This window comes from Ramlibacter pinisoli, assembly GCF_009758015.1.
GTDB classification, from domain to species: domain Bacteria; phylum Pseudomonadota; class Gammaproteobacteria; order Burkholderiales; family Burkholderiaceae_C; genus Ramlibacter; species Ramlibacter pinisoli.
Window position 1 is genome coordinate 237,731 of sequence record NZ_WSEL01000009.1, and the last position, 16,641, is coordinate 254,371.

16 protein-coding genes and 1 tRNA gene are annotated in these 16,641 nt (G+C 69.5%); 9 read left to right on the forward strand and 8 right to left on the reverse strand.

Features of this window, described 5'->3' with window-relative positions; genetic code table 11:
- Positions 1-43 precede the first annotated feature (43 nt).
- Positions 44-919, reverse strand: a complete 876-nt coding sequence (locus GON04_RS15650) for a pirin family protein (protein WP_157398992.1) — start codon at positions 917-919, stop codon at positions 44-46.
- Between the two features lie 193 nt (positions 920-1,112).
- Between GON04_RS15650 and GON04_RS15655 the strand changes: the two genes are divergently transcribed.
- Positions 1,113-2,048 carry a DedA family protein/thiosulfate sulfurtransferase GlpE gene (locus GON04_RS15655; RefSeq protein WP_157398993.1) on the forward strand — a complete coding sequence of 312 codons (936 nt, stop codon included), beginning with the start codon at positions 1,113-1,115 and terminating at the stop codon, positions 2,046-2,048.
- A gap of 14 nt (positions 2,049-2,062) precedes the next feature.
- Here GON04_RS15655 and GON04_RS15660 read toward each other — a convergent pair whose 3' ends face one another.
- Genes GON04_RS15660 through GON04_RS15675 form a run of 4 tightly spaced genes read right to left on the reverse strand, consistent with a single transcriptional unit; the run spans position 2,063 to position 5,824 of the window.
- Entirely contained in the window at positions 2,063-2,989 is a 927-nt protein-coding gene (locus GON04_RS15660; RefSeq protein WP_157398994.1) for a ZIP family metal transporter, read from the reverse strand.
- Between the two features lie 34 nt (positions 2,990-3,023).
- A complete protein-coding gene (locus GON04_RS15665; RefSeq protein WP_157398995.1) occupies positions 3,024-4,022 on the reverse strand; it encodes a Bug family tripartite tricarboxylate transporter substrate binding protein in 999 nt (332 codons plus the stop codon).
- 49 nt (positions 4,023-4,071) lie between these two features.
- A complete protein-coding gene (locus GON04_RS15670) occupies positions 4,072-4,887 on the reverse strand; it encodes an MBL fold metallo-hydrolase (protein ID WP_157398996.1) in 816 nt (271 codons plus the stop codon).
- A 10-nt stretch (positions 4,888-4,897) separates the two neighbouring features.
- On the reverse strand, positions 4,898-5,824 hold the full coding sequence (locus tag GON04_RS15675; RefSeq protein WP_157398997.1) for an MBL fold metallo-hydrolase: 927 nt from the start codon (positions 5,822-5,824) through the stop codon (positions 4,898-4,900).
- 86 nt (positions 5,825-5,910) lie between these two features.
- Between GON04_RS15675 and GON04_RS15680 the strand changes: the two genes are divergently transcribed.
- Entirely contained in the window at positions 5,911-6,837 is a 927-nt protein-coding gene (locus tag GON04_RS15680; protein WP_181653605.1) for a LysR family transcriptional regulator, read from the forward strand.
- 63 nt (positions 6,838-6,900) lie between these two features.
- Here the strand turns inward: GON04_RS15680 and GON04_RS15685 are convergent, their stop codons facing one another.
- Both GON04_RS15685 and GON04_RS15690 read right to left on the reverse strand, forming a co-directional pair.
- Positions 6,901-7,950, reverse strand: coding sequence for a hypothetical protein (locus tag GON04_RS15685; protein WP_232533137.1), 1,050 nt, complete (start codon positions 7,948-7,950; stop codon positions 6,901-6,903).
- Positions 7,951-7,972: 22 nt separating this feature from the next.
- Entirely contained in the window at positions 7,973-9,964 is a 1,992-nt protein-coding gene (locus GON04_RS15690; RefSeq protein WP_157399000.1) for a hypothetical protein, read from the reverse strand.
- Between the two features lie 161 nt (positions 9,965-10,125).
- On the opposite strand from GON04_RS15690, the gene GON04_RS15695 reads away from it, so the two are divergent.
- Positions 10,126-10,707 carry a lipid-binding SYLF domain-containing protein gene (locus GON04_RS15695; RefSeq protein WP_157400711.1) on the forward strand — a complete coding sequence of 194 codons (582 nt, stop codon included), beginning with the start codon at positions 10,126-10,128 and terminating at the stop codon, positions 10,705-10,707.
- A 76-nt stretch (positions 10,708-10,783) separates the two neighbouring features.
- On the opposite strand, the gene GON04_RS15700 is transcribed toward GON04_RS15695, so the two are convergent.
- Positions 10,784-10,856 (reverse strand) — tRNA-Gly (locus GON04_RS15700).
- 83 nt (positions 10,857-10,939) lie between these two features.
- Here GON04_RS15700 and GON04_RS15705 point away from each other — a divergent pair.
- The 6 genes from GON04_RS15705 to GON04_RS15730 all read left to right on the forward strand — a co-directional run bounded on the left by GON04_RS15705 (position 10,940) and on the right by GON04_RS15730 (position 16,607).
- Positions 10,940-11,689, forward strand: a complete 750-nt coding sequence (locus GON04_RS15705) for a fused MFS/spermidine synthase (RefSeq protein WP_157399001.1) — start codon at positions 10,940-10,942, stop codon at positions 11,687-11,689.
- A 189-nt stretch (positions 11,690-11,878) separates the two neighbouring features.
- Positions 11,879-12,382 carry a hypothetical protein gene (locus GON04_RS15710; RefSeq protein ID WP_157399002.1) on the forward strand — a complete coding sequence of 168 codons (504 nt, stop codon included), beginning with the start codon at positions 11,879-11,881 and terminating at the stop codon, positions 12,380-12,382.
- A 139-nt stretch (positions 12,383-12,521) separates the two neighbouring features.
- Positions 12,522-13,844 (forward strand): histidinol dehydrogenase, encoded by a 1,323-nt coding sequence (gene hisD, locus GON04_RS15715; protein ID WP_157399003.1) that lies wholly within the window; start codon positions 12,522-12,524, stop codon positions 13,842-13,844.
- Positions 13,841-14,620: an SDR family NAD(P)-dependent oxidoreductase gene (locus tag GON04_RS15720; RefSeq protein WP_157399004.1), complete on the forward strand. Its 780-nt coding sequence runs from the start codon at positions 13,841-13,843 to the stop codon at positions 14,618-14,620. Before hisD ends, GON04_RS15720 begins: the two co-directional genes overlap by 4 nt.
- Positions 14,617-15,636 carry a LacI family DNA-binding transcriptional regulator gene (locus GON04_RS15725; protein ID WP_157399005.1) on the forward strand — a complete coding sequence of 340 codons (1,020 nt, stop codon included), beginning with the start codon at positions 14,617-14,619 and terminating at the stop codon, positions 15,634-15,636. The genes GON04_RS15720 and GON04_RS15725 overlap by 4 nt, the downstream gene beginning before the upstream one ends.
- An 8-nt stretch (positions 15,637-15,644) precedes the next feature.
- Positions 15,645-16,607: a 3-hydroxyacyl-CoA dehydrogenase gene (locus GON04_RS15730; protein ID WP_157399006.1), complete on the forward strand. Its 963-nt coding sequence runs from the start codon at positions 15,645-15,647 to the stop codon at positions 16,605-16,607.
- Positions 16,608-16,641 lie beyond the last annotated feature (34 nt).

Sequence of the window (16,641 nt, forward strand, 5' to 3'; positions counted from 1 at the left end):
CGGCATCCATCGGTGATTCGGGCCGCGGTGCCGCGCCCCCGCCTCAGGACATGCGACCGAACTTGCCGGCGTTGAAGTCCTCGATCGCCTGCACGATGCCAGCCTGGCTGGTCATCACGAACGGGCCGTAGCCGACCACCGGCTCGTCGATCGGTTCGCCGGCCAGCAGCAGCAACTTGGCATCGGCCGTGGCCTCGACGCGGATGTCGCGTCCCTGCGCCGACAACGTGGCCATCTGCGCCGCCTGCAGCGTGGTGTCGCCGTTGACCCGCACGGTGCCGTCCAGCACCACCAGCAGGCTGGTCCAGCCCTCCGGCTGCGCCAGCGACACCACGTGACCTGCCTGGACACGCACGTCCCACACGTTCATCGGCGTGAAGGTGCGGGCCGGCCCCCGGGCATCACCGGCCGTCCCGGCGATCACGCGCACCTGCCCCGCCGGCGCGCCCGCTTCATCGACCAGCGGCACCACCGGGATGTCGGCGCGGGCGATGGCCTGGTAGCCCGGCGGCGCCATCTTGTCGCGCGCCGGCAGGTTGACCCACAGCTGCACCATCTCGAACGGCCCGCCGGTGCGGGCGTAGTTCGCCGAGTGGAACTCCTCGTGCAGGATGCCGGCGCCGGCCGTCATCCACTGCACGTCGCCCGGACCGATGACGCCGCCCCGGCCGGTGGAGTCGCGGTGCTCCACCTCGCCGTCGTAGACGATGGTCACGGTCTCGAAGCCCCGGTGCGGATGCTGGCCCACGCCGCGGCGCGCGTCCGTCGGCTCGAAGCGGGTGGGCGCCGCGTAGTCCAGCAGCAGGAACGGGCTGCGCTCCCGGGCACCGGTCTGGTAGTCGAACAGGCCGTGCACCGGGAAGCCGTCGCCCACCCAGTGGCGGTCCGGCGCGTTGCGGGTCGAGAGGATCTTCTTCATGCAGGGGCTCCCAGGTTCGGGCGGAGCGCAGGAGGCGCTCCGCCAAGACCACATGGTGGGGACGATGGCACGGCGCAGAAGCACACGCACCAGCGACACAGCGTTCCATCGATGGGACACGGGCCGCGATGCGTGAAGGGCCGCGCAGGCGGACAATCGCGATCCCGCTCCGGCCTGGCTCCCGGAGACCCGCATGCAGACCCTCATCGACCTGCTCATCCGGCACGACGCGCTGGCGGTCTTCCTGGTCACGCTGGCCGCGCGCATCGGCCTGCCGGTCCCGGCGGCGCCCCTGCTGGTCGTCGCCGGCGGCCTGGCCGCCGGCGGCCGGGTCTCGCTGGCGTTCGTCCTCGCGGTCTCGACCGCCGCCAACGTGCTCGGCGACGGTGTGTGGTTCCTGGCCGGGCGCCGGTACGGCTACCGGATGATGCGCCTGCTGTGCCGCATCTCCCTGGAGCCCGACTCCTGCGTGCGGCAGAGCGAGACGCTGGTGGCGCGCTGGGGCGGCAGGTCGCTGCTGGCCGCCAAGTTCGTGCCCGGCGTGTCGCTGGTGGCCGCCCCGATGGCCGGCGCCCTGGGCATGACGGCGCGGCGGTTCGTCTGCTACGACCTCGTGGCCGGCGCCCTGTGGGCGGCGGCGTTCCTCGGGCTGGGCCTGCTCTTCAACCAGCAGATCCAGGAACTGCTCTCGGCCATGGCCAATGCCGGCATGGCAGCGGTCGCGCTGCTGGTGCTGGCGCTGGGCGCTTTCGTCGCTTACCGGTGGTGGCGGCGCCGACGCTTCCTGCGCGAGGTCGCCGCTGCCGGTCGGGTCACGGCCGCCGAGCTGCGCGAGATGATGGAGCGCGGCGAGGAGCCCGTGGTCATCGACGTGCGCGGGCCCGCCACGGCTCACCTCGATCCGCGGCGCATTCCCGGCGCCGTCCTGATCGACCTGGGGGAAATCGCCGCCCACGCCCCCCGCCTGCCGCGCGACCGCGACATCGTGCTGTACTGCAACTGCCCCAACGAAGCCTCGGCCGCCAAGGCCGCCGGCCTGCTGATCCGCAGCGGGCTGCTGCGCGCCCGGCCACTCACCGGCGGGCTCGACGGATGGGTGGAGGCCGGCTTGCCGGTGGCGACTGCCTGAGCGACCGCGCCACTTCAGGCCATGGCGGTGTCCAGCAGCATCATCAGGACGAAGCCCAGCATCAGTCCCGCGGTGGCGACAGCCTCGTGGCCCTTGCGATGCGATTCCGGAATGATCTCGTGGCTGATCACGTAGAGCATCCCGCCCGCCGCGGCTGCCAGTCCCCACGGCAGCAGGCTCGCCGACAGGCTGATGACCGCCACGCCCAGCACCGCGGCGACGGGCTCGATGAGGCCCGACAGCACGCCGAGGCCGGCCGACATCCAGCGTCCATAGCCCACGCCCCGCAGCGCCAACGCGACGACCATGCCCTCCGGCACGTCCTGGATGGAGATGCCGGCGGCCAGCGCCCTGGCTCCGGTGGCGTCGGAACCGGCGAAGGCCACGCCGATGGCCAGCCCTTCCGGCAGGTTGTGCAGGGTGATCGCCAGCACGAACAGCCAGGCGCGCCGGATGGCGCGGCCCTGCGACCCTTCCAGTCCCTTGATGAAATGCTCGTGCGGAATCACCCGGTCGATCACGAACAGCAGCGTCGCGCCGGCCAGGATGCCCACGGCGACGATCCCGCCGGCGGCCCAGCCGCTGGCCCCCAGTCCCCGTGCCGAGGCCAGCGCGGGAATGACCAGGGAAAACGCGCTGGCCGCCAGCATGACGCCGGCGCCGAAGCCCAGCATGGCGTCGTGCGTGCGTTGCGAGAACTGCTGGGACAGCAGGACCGGCAGGGTCCCGAGTGCCGTGGCGCAGGCTGCGAGCAAACCGCCCAGCATGGCGCCCCGCAGGCGCTCGTCGGCGCCGAGCAGGTGGCTCCAGGCCTGGCCGAGCAACAGCACCGCCCCCGCCAGCACGATCGCGAAGCCGATCGACCTCCTGATGCGGGAGCGGCCCGACCTGAACCCGGCTGGCGCCGATCCGCTGCCGATCGCGATGGGATTGAAGTGCATGTGTCGTCCCTCCGTGCCGCGTTGCGACGGCGACCTAGTCGATCCTGGCGCCCGACTCCCGCACGGCCTTGCCGAGCTGTGCGTAGTCGAGCCGGATGCGTTCGGCGAAGACGTCCTGCGTTCCGCCCAGGATGGTGCCGCCCTCCTTCTGGATGAAGGCGATGACATCCTTGGAAGCCAGCGCCTCATTGGCGGCCGCGCTCAGCGTCCTGATCACCTCGGGTGGCGTGTTCGCCGGGACGAACAGCCCGTACCAGGTGCCGGCGTTGAAGCCCGGATACCCCTGCTCCGCAATCGTGGGGACGTCGGGCAGCGACGGACTTCTCTGGTTGGACGACACCGCGATGGGCCGCAGCTTGCTGCTCCGGATGAGCGGCAGGGCCGACGGGATCGAGGACAGCATCATCGCGGCCCGACCGGCGATGGTGTCCGTGGTGGCGCCCGATGCCCCCTTGTACGGGACGTGGACCAGCTTGATGCCGGCTGCCTTCTGGAACATCTCGCCGATCAGGTGGGACGGCGTGCCCTGTCCCGGAGTGGCGAAATCGAGCAGCTCCTTGCTGGCCTTGGCGGCAGCCACCATGTCCGCGAGGGACCGGAAGGGCGAGTCGGGGCCGACGACGAGCACGTTGGGCGCATCGGCCAGCATGACGACCGGCACCAGGTCCTTCAGGGGGTTGAAGGGCATCGAGGCATACAGGTGCGGGTTGATCGCGAACTGCGCCGTCTGGCCCATGAGGATGGTGTAGCCGTCCGGCTTGGCCTTGGCCACCTGCAGGGCGCCGATGTTGCCGCCCGCGCCGGGCTTGTTGTCGACGACGAAGCTCGTGTTCAGCAGCGTGCCCATCTTCTGGGTCACCGCGCGCGCGACCGCGTCCATGCCGCCGGAAGGCGCCTGCGGCACGACCACCGTGATCGGGCGATTCGGGTACGGCGCCTGGGCCAGGGCGCTCCCGGCCGCACCGAGCCCCAGGGCGCCGGAGGCCAGTGCCAGGGCCAGGTTGCGCAACCAGGGTCGCGTCGTGATGTCCATGCTGCTGTCTCCTTCGTTCTTGTGTGTTCGGTCCGGCGGAGCGCCGCCCTCAGGCCATCGGCGCGAGGCCACCCGCGTCCGGCCCCATCTCCGCCACGGCACTGCCGTACAGGAGGCCGGCCTTGATGCGGGGGACGGTGGCCGCCGGATCCAGGATGGGCAGTCCGTGCGTCGGGCCGATGGCCCGCACGTCGAGCGTATCCAGCAGCCATTGCAGCCGGTCGATGTAGAGGTTCATGTTCGTGAACTTGGTCCAGAACAGGGCACGGTCGGCGAACACCGCCGACACCTCGGGGATGTCCAGCGAGATCGCCTCTTCGGCGCACAGCCCGCAGTGGCCGTCCTCGTGGTAGTGGCTGTAGGCAAAGCCGTCGGCGGGGAACAGCACGTTCGCGCCGGTGTCGAAACCCCACCAGGTCGTGCGCAGGTCACGGATGACGGGCTCGACCAGGCGCAGCGCGCGCCCACCCAGGTCGATCTCGTCGCCTCCCTTCAGGGGCACCATCCGGTGGGCGAACTGCGGGAACGCCAAGGCGTAGTCGCACATGTCGCCGACCAGTTGCACGTCGGGATACTTGTGCATCACGCGCCCCAGGCCACCCGAGTGCGGTGTCTCCTGGTGGGTCACGAACAGGTACTTGAGCGGCGGCAGGCCGGGCAGCAACCCGTCGAGCTGCCGGCTGATCAGAGGAAAGTCCTTCGGATGCCCGGTCTCGACCATCGCACAGGCATCCGTGCCGACCAGCAGGTAGGCGGCGTTGTAGGTGTGGTAGACCTTGCCGCCGGTGATCTGTTCCAGGCAGTCGCCCAGCCAGAAGAGGCCGGGGGCGATCTCGCGGGGCATCGGGTTCTTGGGGGGCGTCATCGGTGTTCTCCTAGCGCAGTTCGTCGCGATCCACGTAGCGGGCCTGCACCACGCTGCGGTCCAGGCTGGCCAGCACGTCGTCCAGCAACTGGTACTGGCGCTGCACCAGGTCGCGGCCCCGCATCACCCGCCCGTAGCCGGGTGCCAGGTTCTCGATGTCGTACTTGTCGAACACCACGGCCAGCTTCTTGCGCAAGGTCGCCGTGTCGCCGCCTTCGAGCCACCAGTAGCGCGTGTTCAGGAGGAAGCTGCGCACGTGGGCGGCGGTCGTGCTGCAGCCGCGCCCGTCGAGGAACCAGGGCCCCTCGGCCTCCAGGCTCCATTCCCAGGAGAAACTGTCCGAGGTGAACAGGGTGCGGGTCGCCTCGTCGTAGATCCAGCGCGTGCCGATCAACCGGATCGGCGCCTGGAAGGCTTCCAGCGCGCGACCCCGGGCCTCGTCGCCGACATGCAGGCGCTGGGCGCGCTTGACCAGGGTCGTCTTCACGGGATCGGCCTTCGCCCCGGGCCGGTCGGAGCGGCCGCCGAAGTCGACCCACAGGGCGGCGTCGGCGTTGCTCGAGTAGCACTGCTCCAGGTCGAAGGCATCGGCGAGCGCCTCGACGTTGCTGACCGACATGAATTCGTTGATGCGCAGCGGGTAGACCGACAGGCGCGTCCCCGGCTCGATCAGCCTGGCGATCTGGGAGATGAGCGAACTGGCATGCACCGCCAGCCCCGAGTCGAGCAGGAGCGCGCGATCGCCTTCCTTGAGCAGGTAGCAGTTGCAGACCGAGTAGCCCTGCGCATTGGCCGGATAGGCGCTGGCGGCGCCCCCCAGCCCGAAGACGTTCTGCAGTGCGTACAGCCGCCCCTCGACCAGGGTGTGCACGGCACTTCCCAGCTCCCTTGCCGGCGCCGCGAGCGTCGCGAGGTGGTCTCCCGTTCCAGCGTTCATCGTGTCCCTCTCCAGCCCATCGGTTGTGGTTGCCCGGCGGCTACTGTAGTCTTCGCGGCATTCTTTGAAACCCGGCGGCGCGAATGATGGAAATCGACAGTGCGAATAACGAACTGAACTTCGATCTCCAGCTGCTGCGGTGTTTCGAGGCCCTGATGGCCGAGCGCAGCGTGTCGCGCGCGGCGGCCAAACTCGAACTGAGCCAGCCCGCCATGAGCCATGCCCTGGCGCGCCTGCGCACGCTTTTCGACGATCCCCTGCTGGCCCGCGGCCGGGGCGGCATGACGCCCACCACGCGGGCGCTGGGGCTGGAGCCCAAGCTGCGCGAAGCGCTGTCGGCGGCCTACCGGCTGGTCGAGAAGCGCTCGGTCTTCTTCCCGGCCGAATCGCGCCAGGAGTTCACGGTGATGACGGCCGAATACGTGGAGTACCTGCTGCTGCCGCGCCTCATCGCCCGGCTCCAGGAGGAGGCGCCGTTCGTGCGCGTGACCTTTCGCAGCGCGCAGCCCGATCGCGCGCTGGAATGGCTCGAATGGGGCGAGCTCGATTTCCGGATCGGGTGGTGGCCCGAGTCCGCGCCGGCGCTGCGCGCCAAGCGCCTCATGCGCGACCCCCTGGTCTGCGTGGTCCGGCGGGGCCATCCGGTGATTGCGGGCTCCATCACGGACGACCAGTTCATGGGCATCGCCCACGTGGTCCAGAACGAGCGCATGAAGAGCGCCCGCCGGGCGGTCGAACAGGCCGTGCTGTCACGCCATCGCCAGCTCCAGGTCCAGATCAAGGTGCAGGACGCCCTGGCGCTGTGCAACGTCGTGGCCCATTCGGACCTGATCGGCACGCTGCCCGAGCGCTTCGCTCGTGCCCTGGCCACCAAGTTCCCCTTGCAGGTCCTGCCCATTCCCATCGCGGTGCCCGAGATCCGGCAGGCGATGTACTGGCATGAACGCACCCACAAGGAGCCGAGCCATCAGTGGTTCCGCAACCTGGTCTCGGACCTCGCCAAGAAACTCTGACCTCGCCCGGTGTCGGGGCCATCAATGAATTGGACGGCGTGCGCGCCGGCTCGCTGACTCTCCCTATGGCGCGGGTGTTTCCAGGTCCTCTTCCACGAAGCGCAACAGGGCTTCCAGCAGCGCTTCGCGCGGGTAGGCGTTCTGGGTGACGAACAGGGAACCGACGGTCGTGTGCGTCCGCGCGATCGGAACGGCCAGTGCCCAGTGGTCCGCGTTGACATAGCCGACGAGGGCGCTGTCCGGGATGACCTGATCGTAGAAGATCACCTGGCTGTCGTTGCGTGCGTCGATCTGCGCCAGCTTGCCGTAGCTCCTGCTGAGGATGGACGAGATGCGCTCCGGCTGGGGAAATGTGACGAGCGAGTAGTAGCGCACCTCCCGCGGCAACGGGTTTTGCGCCAGCCACTTCATCCGCACCCCGGGGCGCAGGCTCTCGACGGCACCGCCGTCGCCCGACTGGCAGGTGGCGCCCGGGAAATGGCGCAACAGGTCGGCCTGGAACTGGGTGGCGTCGTTCGCAAGGGCCGAGCCGGCGACGGCGCCGGCTGCGCTGACCACTGCTGCCACCCGGCTGCGGATTTCCGGATAGCCGACGACGGCCTGGAGGATGTCGGGCGCGCCCTTGGAATAGCCGAGCAGCACCAGTCGCGGCGGGCCCGGCTCCTGCGGCATGGCCATGATCGCGTCGCGGATCTGCCGCGCGTTGATCTCGGTGCCGGACAGCGCATCGACCCGCAGCCAGGCGCCGTCGTAGCCGAACTGGCGCACATGCGCCGTGCTGGAGTTGGGGCTCTGCAGCCATTGCTCGAAGCATTCGTAGCCGATGCCGGGGACAGCGGCGACGACCAGCCGCCGCCTGGATGGTCCGAGGTCGACCGGCCTTCCGGTGCCCGCGGGCTCGGTGCCGACGCGGGTCAGCGCCTCGTCGCAGGGCCGCACGTCGGGGAGTTCCTTGCGCGCCTGCAGCACCGCGCAGTAGATCTCGCGGAAGCGGCCGCGCTTGTCCTGGACGCCGGCCCTGGCCGCGGGCACGAGCACCATCGGCGGCGTGTCCGCCGAGTAGGGAATCAGCGGTGTCGCGGAGCAGGCGGCCAGCGCGAGGCAGGCAGTCATGGCGAGGTGGACTCGGGACATGTCAGTAGCTGAAGTAGTGGCGCCAGTCGAACACCATGCGCACGCCGAGGGACCACACCGTGTGCAGGCCCGGCGTGGGAGCGCCGGGGGGAAAGACGGTCGAGCCGCCGTACGGCACGTCGGCTGCGGCAAACAGCTGGAACACGACCGACGAACTCTGGTTGGACGAGAAGGAACGGTAGGGCCGGTACTCGAAGATCGGCAGGTCGTAGGACACCGATTTGAAGTTGACCACCCGCGCCTGGGAAGACGCGTCGGCACGGGGGACGACGAGCTGGTCCTTGTCATCCAGGCCATAGAGCGTGATGCCCAGTTCACGCCCCAGCACGAATTGAAACCGGCCGATCCCGGTGGCCCAGCCGCTCTGCCAGGGGATCAGTCCGCCGTTGCCCGCGGTGACCGCCATCTTCGCGTAGGCCTGACGGTCGATGAAGTACATCGGCGACAGCAGCAGCAGGTCGCCCGGGACCACGTAGAAGGGCATGCGGAACCGCAGCGACACCCCCGCGCGCGCCGGGATGGCGGCGCTGAGATTGCCGCTCCCCGACCCTGGGAAGGTGTCGTTGAAGCGATTGGCTGACGGCCCGTCCGAGCGCAGGCCGATGGAGGCGTAGACCAGGCCGTCGCCCGCCTCGCTGGTCACGCCATCGAGCCCGAACCCGGCACGGAACGACAGGTCCAGGCCGGCGACCCCGCCCCGGCGCGTTTGCAGGTCCGAGAACCCGCCATCGACCACCCTTCCATCGATGGTCCCGGCCAAGCCCACGAAAGGTCCCACTTCGCTGCGGAACCGCGGCATAGCACCGAACCCCGGCCCCAGGCCCGGCACCGGCGTGTCCAGGAGCGTGGCGGCGAAGAGCTGCCGTTGTTCAGGTTGCAGCCGAAGTTCCGGCTCCCGCGCTGGCAGCCCGGTGTTGCGGCAGACGTCGAAGCCGTCGGGCACGGACGCCGCCGCCGGTGCATGCGCGAAGGGGACGCGGCCCGACGCGACATCCAGCACCTGCTCCAGGCTGGTTCGCACGGTCTTGGCCGCGAAGTCGGCATCCTCTGATCGCATGTAGGCATCGCCCATCAGCACGACGGACCGGCTTCCGCCCGACCAGGTGAACACCTCCAGGCCGTTGTGGTTGTAGTAGTCGTGCGTTCCCTGCCGCTGCGACCGGTCCCCCCATGTTCCGGATATGTGGCCAGCGGCGAAGGCATCCTGCAGGAAGTGCAGCGCGAAGGCTTCGTCAGCCAGCGCGGCACGGGCCAGTGCGGCGCGCCCGGCTGCGGACAACTGCGGCTCTGCGGCGAGGCGGCTGGCTTTCTGCAGCGCGCTCAGGTGCAGGTAGGAATAGATGCCGATGGCGCTGATGTCCGAACCCGGTCGCAGCGACAGCTCGGCGTAGTCGGCGAGCGTCGTGGTGGTCTGCGGGCGTGACAGCAGGAAGTGGGCGTTGTTCGATCCGGCGCGCGTGACGTACTGTGGGTCGGCGCGCTGCAGGCGGATGTCGGCGGTCCTCAGGGCATTGACGCGCTGCGCTCGCACGGCTTCGCTCGAGATGCTTCGCTGGGCGCCACTGATCAGATCGGCGGACCGGTCCAGGGCATCCGGGTTGGGCGTCATCGGAATGCGCGCCAGGTCTTCCTTCAGCTGGGCGCCCACGTCGGCCACCTGCAGGATCCAGGGCGCGCCGCGGGCCGTCTCCATCATCTCCAGGCTGGAACAGGAATGGTCGCCCGCGATGGCGCTCAAGGCCGCCCAGTCGATGCACGAAGGCGCCGTTCCCTGCCCCTGGTCGGCGCCGGCGGCACACAGCCGTGCCTCGTCACCACTGCGTGCCAGTTCCCAGGTGTGGTCGAACACGGCCCGGCGTTCGCTGTCCAGCTGCTGCACGGCCAGCAGCGACAGGATGCGATGCTCCGGGTAGACCCAGCTGAGCGCGACGAGGGGCATGACGCCGACCACCAGGAAGGCGACCAGGCGCGGCAGCGCTTTGGCAGCGAGCATCGATCTCATGGATCAGGTCCATGCGGAACCAAGGGCTTTCACGAATCAAACCACAGGGAAGCGCCGGTGCCCGGCCTCTCGGCGGTTGGACCAAGGTCCACTATCCGTCCGCGGTCCGGGGCCCATACCGTCGACTTTTGCCACAACAAGGAGTGCTGACGATGGACAGGATCAACAGGCGTTCCGCATTGGCCGTGTCGCTGGCCGCGTGCACTGGGGCATGGGTCCGGCCGGCCTGGGCCGACGAGTACGACGAGACGATTGCCCTGTTCAAGAAGCCCGAGGACACGGCAAAGTTCTTCTCGAATGCGCATGCCTACGCCGTCTTCCCCAAGATCCTGAAAGGCGCGATCGGGATCGGCGGGGCCCACGGCGAGGGCCGCGTCTACGAGAAGGGCAAGGTCATCGGCGATTCGACGATGAACCAGCTCTCGATCGGGTTCCAGCTGGGCGGCGAAGGATTTGCCGAGATGATCTTCTTCGAAAACAAGGCCGCCCTCGACAAGTTCACCGCCGGCAACTTCGAGTTCGGCGCCGAGGCCTCCGCGGTCGCCCTCACGGCCGGTGCAGGCGCCAAGGCCACCACCACCGGCTCCGGGGCCGGCGCCAGCGTCACCAAGGAAAAGGCCGCCGCCACTGCGAAGTACAACAACGGGATGGCCATCTTCACCATCGTGCGTGGCGGCTTGATGTATGAAGTGTCGTTGGCGGGACAGAAATACTCGTTCAAGAAGCGGGCCTGAACGCTTGCTCCTTGGTGGCCAAGGATTCTGTCCGGCCACGGCGAGTCGCTGCTCGGCCTCGTTCAAGCCCGTGTAGAGCCTGACCGGAGGGACTCACCCTCCGATTTGCTGCGGGGAAGGCAACTGCCCTATCCGGCTGAGCTACAGGCGATGGGCCACCGGTGGTCCCGCAACCTCGTCTCGGACCTTGCGCGGTGTCGGGGCATGACACCGGTGGGGTAGCCTGCACGCCATGGCCATCGACATCACCGAGACGGACGGCCTGCGCCTGCTGCGACTGGGCGGCACACCCTGGTGCCAGGGAGCGATGCGGCTGGACGCTCCGGACCAGCTGGAGCTGGAGTACGCCGTGCGCATGTTCGGCTGGCTGCTCTTCCACGATCCTGGCCGCCTCGCAGGCAAGCACCTCGTCACCCTGGGCCTGGGCGCTGGCTCGTTGACCCGTTTCGCGCATCGCGTGCTCGGGATGCAGTCGACCGCCGTGGAGATCGATGCGCAAGTCATCGACGCCTGCCGCACGCACTTCCAGCTGCCACCGGACGGCCATGGCTTGCACGTCGTGCACGCGGACGCGCGCGAGTTCATCGCGCAGGCGCGCCACCAGCGCAGCATCGACGTGCTCCTGGTGGACGCCTACGACGCCACGGTCGACAAGCCCGTCCTGGACACCGAAGCCTTCCACGCGGACTGCCGCGGCCGCCTGCGCGAGGGCGGCACGGTGGCGATCAACCTGGTCGGCGACGCGCTCGACCTGCGTGGGAGCGTGGCCCGCATCCGCACCGGCCTGCGGCCGACCACCGTCTGGCAGTTCCCGCCCACCGCGGCGGGCAACGTGGTCGTGATCGCCCATTGCGGCGACATGCCGGCGGACGACCTGCTGGCCGCGCGCGCCGCAACGATCGAACAGCGCTGGGGACTCCCCGCACCCGCGTGGCTGGCCATGGCCCGGCGCACACCGGGTCCCGTTCAACCGACCAGGTAACGGGCAGCGGCGTCCAGCCGGCGCTGCTCCGAACGCCCGGATGGTCTCGGGACGAAAGCCGAGGGCTGTTGCTCAGCTGACCGACGACCGCGCCTGTCGGGCGCACTGGTCGTCGGGTCCCTGTCGCCCTTGAAGCGCTACCGGATCAGGACCAAGATCCTGGAGCCCAATGGGAGAGACGGTGCACGCATGACACGCCGGGTCCACACGTTCCTCGCGACCCTGTCGCTCGCACTTGGAGCCGCCCTGGCCGGCTGCGCCACCGGCTCTGGCCTGGAGCCTGGTGCGACCCGCGACGCCGTGATCCAGCGCATGGGGCAGCCGACCGCGGTGGTCCGCCTGCCCAACGGCGGCGAACGCCTGCAGTACTCCCAGCAGCCCGCCGGCCAGTACGCGTGGATGGCCGACTTCGACGCCGGCGGGCGCCTGGTCTCCTTGCGTCAGGTGCTCAACGAGAACGACTTCCGGCGGATCGAGGTCGGGCAGTGGACCCGGGACGACGTCGAGCGCGAATTCGGGCCCGCCGCCCGGGTCGAACGGATGCGCGGATGGGATGGCCCCATCCTCACCTACCGCTGGAACATGGGTCCTGGCATGGACCGCTTCTTCTGGGTCTACGTCGACCCCCAGGGCGTGGTGCGGCGCGCGCACCAGGGGATCGAGTTCCTCCGGGCCGGCCCGCGCCGCGCTTGATCCTGGCCTGCCCCTGGTCTGGGAGGTCCAGCCGGACCGCGTGGCGAAAACCGAGGGTAAACACCTAATTGCATACGAATGCAAGATCCTCAGACTGCGGCCTTGCATACGAATGCAAGCCCAGCAAGGACCCGACCCCATGATCAGATATCTCAAGCGCGGCCGTGACGTGCAGGCCCGCACCGCCGACGACACCAAGGTGCGCGCCACCGTGGAAGGCATCATCCGCGACATCGAGCAGCGCGGTGACGAGGCGGTGCGCGAGTACAGCCGCAAGTTCGACAATTGGGACCCGCAGGACTTCCGCCTGTCGCAGTCGCAGATCGAGGCGGCGATCAGGAGCCTGTCGCCGCGCGAGCTGGAAGACATCCGTTTCGCCCAGGCGCAGATCCGCAACTTCGCGCAGATCCAGCGCGATTCCATGCGCGACGTCCAGGTGGAAACCCGCCCCGGCGTGTTCCTCGGCCACCGCCACATCCCGGTCAACGCGGTCGGCTGCTACGTGCCCGGCGGCAAGTACCCGATGATCGCCTCGGCCCACATGAGCGCCCTCACCGCCAAGGTGGCCGGCGTCAAGCGCATCGTCTCCACCGCTCCGCCGTTCCAGGGCGCCCCGCATCCGGCCATCGTCGCCGCCATGCACCTGGCCGGCGCCGACGAGATCCTGGTGCTGGGCGGCGTGCAGGCCGTGGTCGCCATGGCCGTGGGGACGCCCAGCCTGAAGCCGGTCGACATGCTGGTCGGCCCCGGCAACATGTTCGTCGCCGAAGCCAAGCGCCAGCTGTTCGGCCGCGTCGGCATCGACCTGTTCGCGGGCCCCACCGAAACCCTGGTGATCGCCGACGACTCGGTCGACGGCGAACTGGTGGCAGTGGACCTGCTGGGCCAGGCCGAACACGGCCCGACGTCGCCGTCGGTGCTGCTGACCGACAGCGAGGCCCTCGCCCGCGACACGCTGGCCGAGATCGAGCGCCAGCTGAAGGTGCTGCCCACCGCTGCCATCGCGGCCCAGAGCTGGGCCGAGTTCGGTGAGGTGATCGTCTGCGACACGCGCGAGGAGTTGCTGGAAAAGGCCGACGAACTGGCGTCCGAGCACGTGCAGATCATGACCCGCGAGCCGGACTACTTCCTGGACAACATGACCAACTACGGCGCGCTGTTCATCGGCCCGCGCACCAACGTGGCCTTCGGCGACAAGGTGATCGGCACCAACCACACCCTGCCCACCAACAAGGCGGCGCGCTACACGGGCGGCCTGTGGGTCGGCAAGTTCCTCAAGACCTGCACCTTCCAGAAGGTGGTGACGGACGAGGCCAGTGCCGAGATCGGCGAGTACTGCTCGCGCCTGTGCCACATGGAGAACTTCGCCGGCCACGGCGAACAGGCCAACATCCGCGTGCGCCGCTACGGCACCCGCCCGGAAGTGCCCTGGTACGAACCCGTGCCGGCACTGGACGCATGAACGGGGCGCCGGAGGCACTGCCGGCATTCCCGGGCTTCCGGGTCGACGGCAAGCGGGCGCTGGTCACCGGCGCCGGCCGGGGCCTGGGCCTGGCGGCGGCCGCCGCGCTGGCCCAGGCCGGCGCGGCCGTCACGCTGGCGGCGCGCTCCGCCGGCGAGCTGGAAACGGCCTGCGAGGCGATCCGGGCCGCCGGCGGGCGGGCCGACGTCCTCGTGCTGGACGTGACCGATTCGCACGCGGTGACCGCTGCTGTCGAGGCGCGGCCGCCATTCAACATCCTGGTCAACAACGCCGGCATGAACCGGCCCAAGCCACTGGCCGAGACGCCCGACGAGGACATCGATGCGGTGCTCGACCTCAACGTGAAGGCCGCCTTCTACGTCACTCGCGCGGTGACGCAGCGCATGCTGCAGGCCGGCGAGAGGGGCTCGGTCATCAACGTCAGCTCGCAGATGGGCCACGTCGGCAGCGCACGCCGCACCCTGTACTGCGCCAGCAAGCATGCGCTGGAAGGCATGACCAGGGCACTGGCGTGGGAGCTGGGTCCCGCCGGCATCCGCGTCAACACGGTGTGCCCCACCTTCATCGAGACCGCCTTCACGGCGCCGATGTTCACCGACCCGCAGTTCCGCGAATTCGTCATCGGCAAGATCGCGCTCGGCCGCATCGGCCGGGTGGACGAAGTGATGGGCCCCATCGTGTTCCTGGCCAGCGAGGCGTCGAGCCTGATGACGGGCAGCGCACTGATGCTGGACGGCGGCTGGACGGCGGCATGAAGTCCAACCCCACCGCGCACGACGTCGCCCGGCTGGCGGGAGTCTCGCAGTCGGCTGTGAGCCGCGCCTTCACCGAGGGCGCCAGCGTGGCGCCGGCCACGCGCGAACGCATCCTGGCGGCGGCGCGCGAGCTGGGCTACCGGCCCAACGCCATTGCCCGCACGCTGATCACGCGCCGCAGCCGCATCGTGGGGCTGGTCATGAGCTACCTCGAGAACCAGTTCTACCCGCTGGTCATCGAACGCCTGTCGCAGGCCCTGCAGCGCGACGGCTACCACGTCCTGCTGTTCATCAGCGAGACCGCCGACGCCGACGCCATCCTGGCGGACATCCTGCAGTACCAGGTGGACGGGATCGTGATGGCCTCCACCACCCTGTCGTCGGGGCTGGCGCACGACTGCGCCGAGGCCGGCATCCCCGTCGTGCTGTTCAACCGCGTGGCGCAGCTCGGCGCGATGGGGCGCTTTTCCACCAGCTCGGTCACCTCGCAGAACCGCGAAGGCGGCCGCCTGGTGGGAGAGATGCTGGTGCGCACCGGGCACCGCCGCATCGCCTGGCTGGCCGGCCAGGAAAACGCATCGACCAGCCTCGATCGCGAGGCCGGCCTGTGCGAAGCGCTGGCCGATGCCGGGCTGTCCCTGCATGCGCGGGGGGTCGGCCGCTACGACTTCAACGAGGCCCGGCGTGCGGTGATGGAGCTGTTCGCCGATCCGGCCGACCGGCCCGACGCGCTGTTCGCCGCCAACGACCACATGGCCATCGCGGCGCTGGAGACCCTGCGCGCCGACCTCGGCCTGCGGGTGCCCGAGGACGTCTCGGTGGTGGGCTTCGACAACGTGCCGCAGGCGGCCTGGCCTTCGTTCGCGCTCACCACCGTGCAGCAGGACGTGGACAGCATGGTGGAGGCCACGCGCAATCTGCTGTTCGAGCAGATCGAAGGCGAGGTGATGGCCCGCAGCGAGACCGTGCCTTGCGTGCTGGTGGAACGCGCGACGGTGCAAGCGAGAAGGAATTGAGACCACACATGACAGAGATCCAGCAACTCAGCGGCGACCGACCGGTCGCCATCGTCGGCGCCGGGCTCGTGGGCGCCGGCTGGGCCATCGTCTACGCACGCGCCGGCCTCGCCGTGAAGATGTTCGACGCCAATCCGCAGACCACCGCGAAGGCGATCCCGCTGATCGAGGGCCAGCTCGCCGGGCTGCGCCGGCACGGCCTGGTCCACGAGGATCCTGCGACCATCCTGGCGCGCATCACGCCGGTCGCCACGCTGGCGGAGGCGGTCGACGGTGCCTGCTACGTGCAGGAATCCGTGCTGGAGCGGGTCGACGTGAAGCGGCAGTTGATGACCGATCTCGACGCGCTCGCGGCGCCCGACCTCATCGTCGGCAGTTCCACCTCCGGCATTCCCGGCTCGGCGTTCGCGCTCGGCCTGGGCATCTCGCCGCGGGTGCTGATCGCGCACCCGGTCAATCCGCCCTACCTGGTGCCCGTGGTCGAACTGGTGCCTTCTGCGCAGACCTCGGCCGCCACCGTCGCCTTCGCCGACGCCTTGATGCGGGCGGTGGGCCAGACCGTGGTGCACGTGCGCAAGGAGGTCGAAGGCTTCGTGCTGAACCGGCTGCAGGCAGTGCTGCTGCGCGAAGCCTGGGCGCTGGTGCAGGAAGGCGTGGCCAGCAGCGAGGACATCGACAAGACGGTGCGCGACGGCCTCGGCTGGCGCTGGTCGTTCATGGGCCCGTTCGAGACCATCGACCTGAACGCGCCGGGCGGCGTGGCCGACTACGCGGCGCGCCTGGGCCCGCTGTACCAGCGCATCGCCGAGTCACGCACGCACGAGCAGCCATGGGACGACGAACTGATCCGGCAGGTGGAGGCACAGCGGCGCGAACACCTGGCCCATGCCGAGCTCGAAACGCGCCGCGCCTGGCGCGATGAGCGCTTAATGGAATTCGCGGCTCGCCGCGCCCCGGCCCGGACGGAATGAGACCTCGCAACACATGCATCAACGGAGACATCCC

Excerpts from the sequence above, each read along its gene's own strand:
- GON04_RS15730 (WP_157399006.1), top strand. The coding sequence starts at position 15,645 with ATGACAGAGATCCAGCAACTCAGCGGCGACCGACCGGTCGCCATCGTC.
- GON04_RS15680 (WP_181653605.1), top strand. The coding sequence starts at position 5,911 with ATGGAAATCGACAGTGCGAATAACGAACTGAACTTCGATCTCCAGCTG.
- hisD (WP_157399003.1), top strand. The coding sequence starts at position 12,522 with ATGATCAGATATCTCAAGCGCGGCCGTGACGTGCAGGCCCGCACCGCC.
- GON04_RS15660 (WP_157398994.1), bottom strand. The coding sequence starts at position 2,989 with ATGCACTTCAATCCCATCGCGATCGGCAGCGGATCGGCGCCAGCCGGG.
- GON04_RS15725 (WP_157399005.1), top strand. The coding sequence starts at position 14,617 with ATGAAGTCCAACCCCACCGCGCACGACGTCGCCCGGCTGGCGGGAGTC.
- GON04_RS15720 (WP_157399004.1), top strand. The coding sequence starts at position 13,841 with ATGAACGGGGCGCCGGAGGCACTGCCGGCATTCCCGGGCTTCCGGGTC.
- GON04_RS15685 (WP_232533137.1), bottom strand. The coding sequence starts at position 7,950 with ATGACTGCCTGCCTCGCGCTGGCCGCCTGCTCCGCGACACCGCTGATT.
- GON04_RS15690 (WP_157399000.1), bottom strand. The coding sequence starts at position 9,964 with ATGCTCGCTGCCAAAGCGCTGCCGCGCCTGGTCGCCTTCCTGGTGGTC.
- GON04_RS15670 (WP_157398996.1), bottom strand. The coding sequence starts at position 4,887 with ATGACGCCCCCCAAGAACCCGATGCCCCGCGAGATCGCCCCCGGCCTC.
- GON04_RS15650 (WP_157398992.1), bottom strand. The coding sequence starts at position 919 with ATGAAGAAGATCCTCTCGACCCGCAACGCGCCGGACCGCCACTGGGTG.
- GON04_RS15710 (WP_157399002.1), top strand. The coding sequence starts at position 11,879 with ATGACACGCCGGGTCCACACGTTCCTCGCGACCCTGTCGCTCGCACTT.
- GON04_RS15655 (WP_157398993.1), top strand. The coding sequence starts at position 1,113 with ATGCAGACCCTCATCGACCTGCTCATCCGGCACGACGCGCTGGCGGTC.
- GON04_RS15675 (WP_157398997.1), bottom strand. The coding sequence starts at position 5,824 with ATGAACGCTGGAACGGGAGACCACCTCGCGACGCTCGCGGCGCCGGCA.
- GON04_RS15665 (WP_157398995.1), bottom strand. The coding sequence starts at position 4,022 with ATGGACATCACGACGCGACCCTGGTTGCGCAACCTGGCCCTGGCACTG.
- GON04_RS15695 (WP_157400711.1), top strand. The coding sequence starts at position 10,126 with ATGGACAGGATCAACAGGCGTTCCGCATTGGCCGTGTCGCTGGCCGCG.
- GON04_RS15705 (WP_157399001.1), top strand. The coding sequence starts at position 10,940 with ATGGCCATCGACATCACCGAGACGGACGGCCTGCGCCTGCTGCGACTG.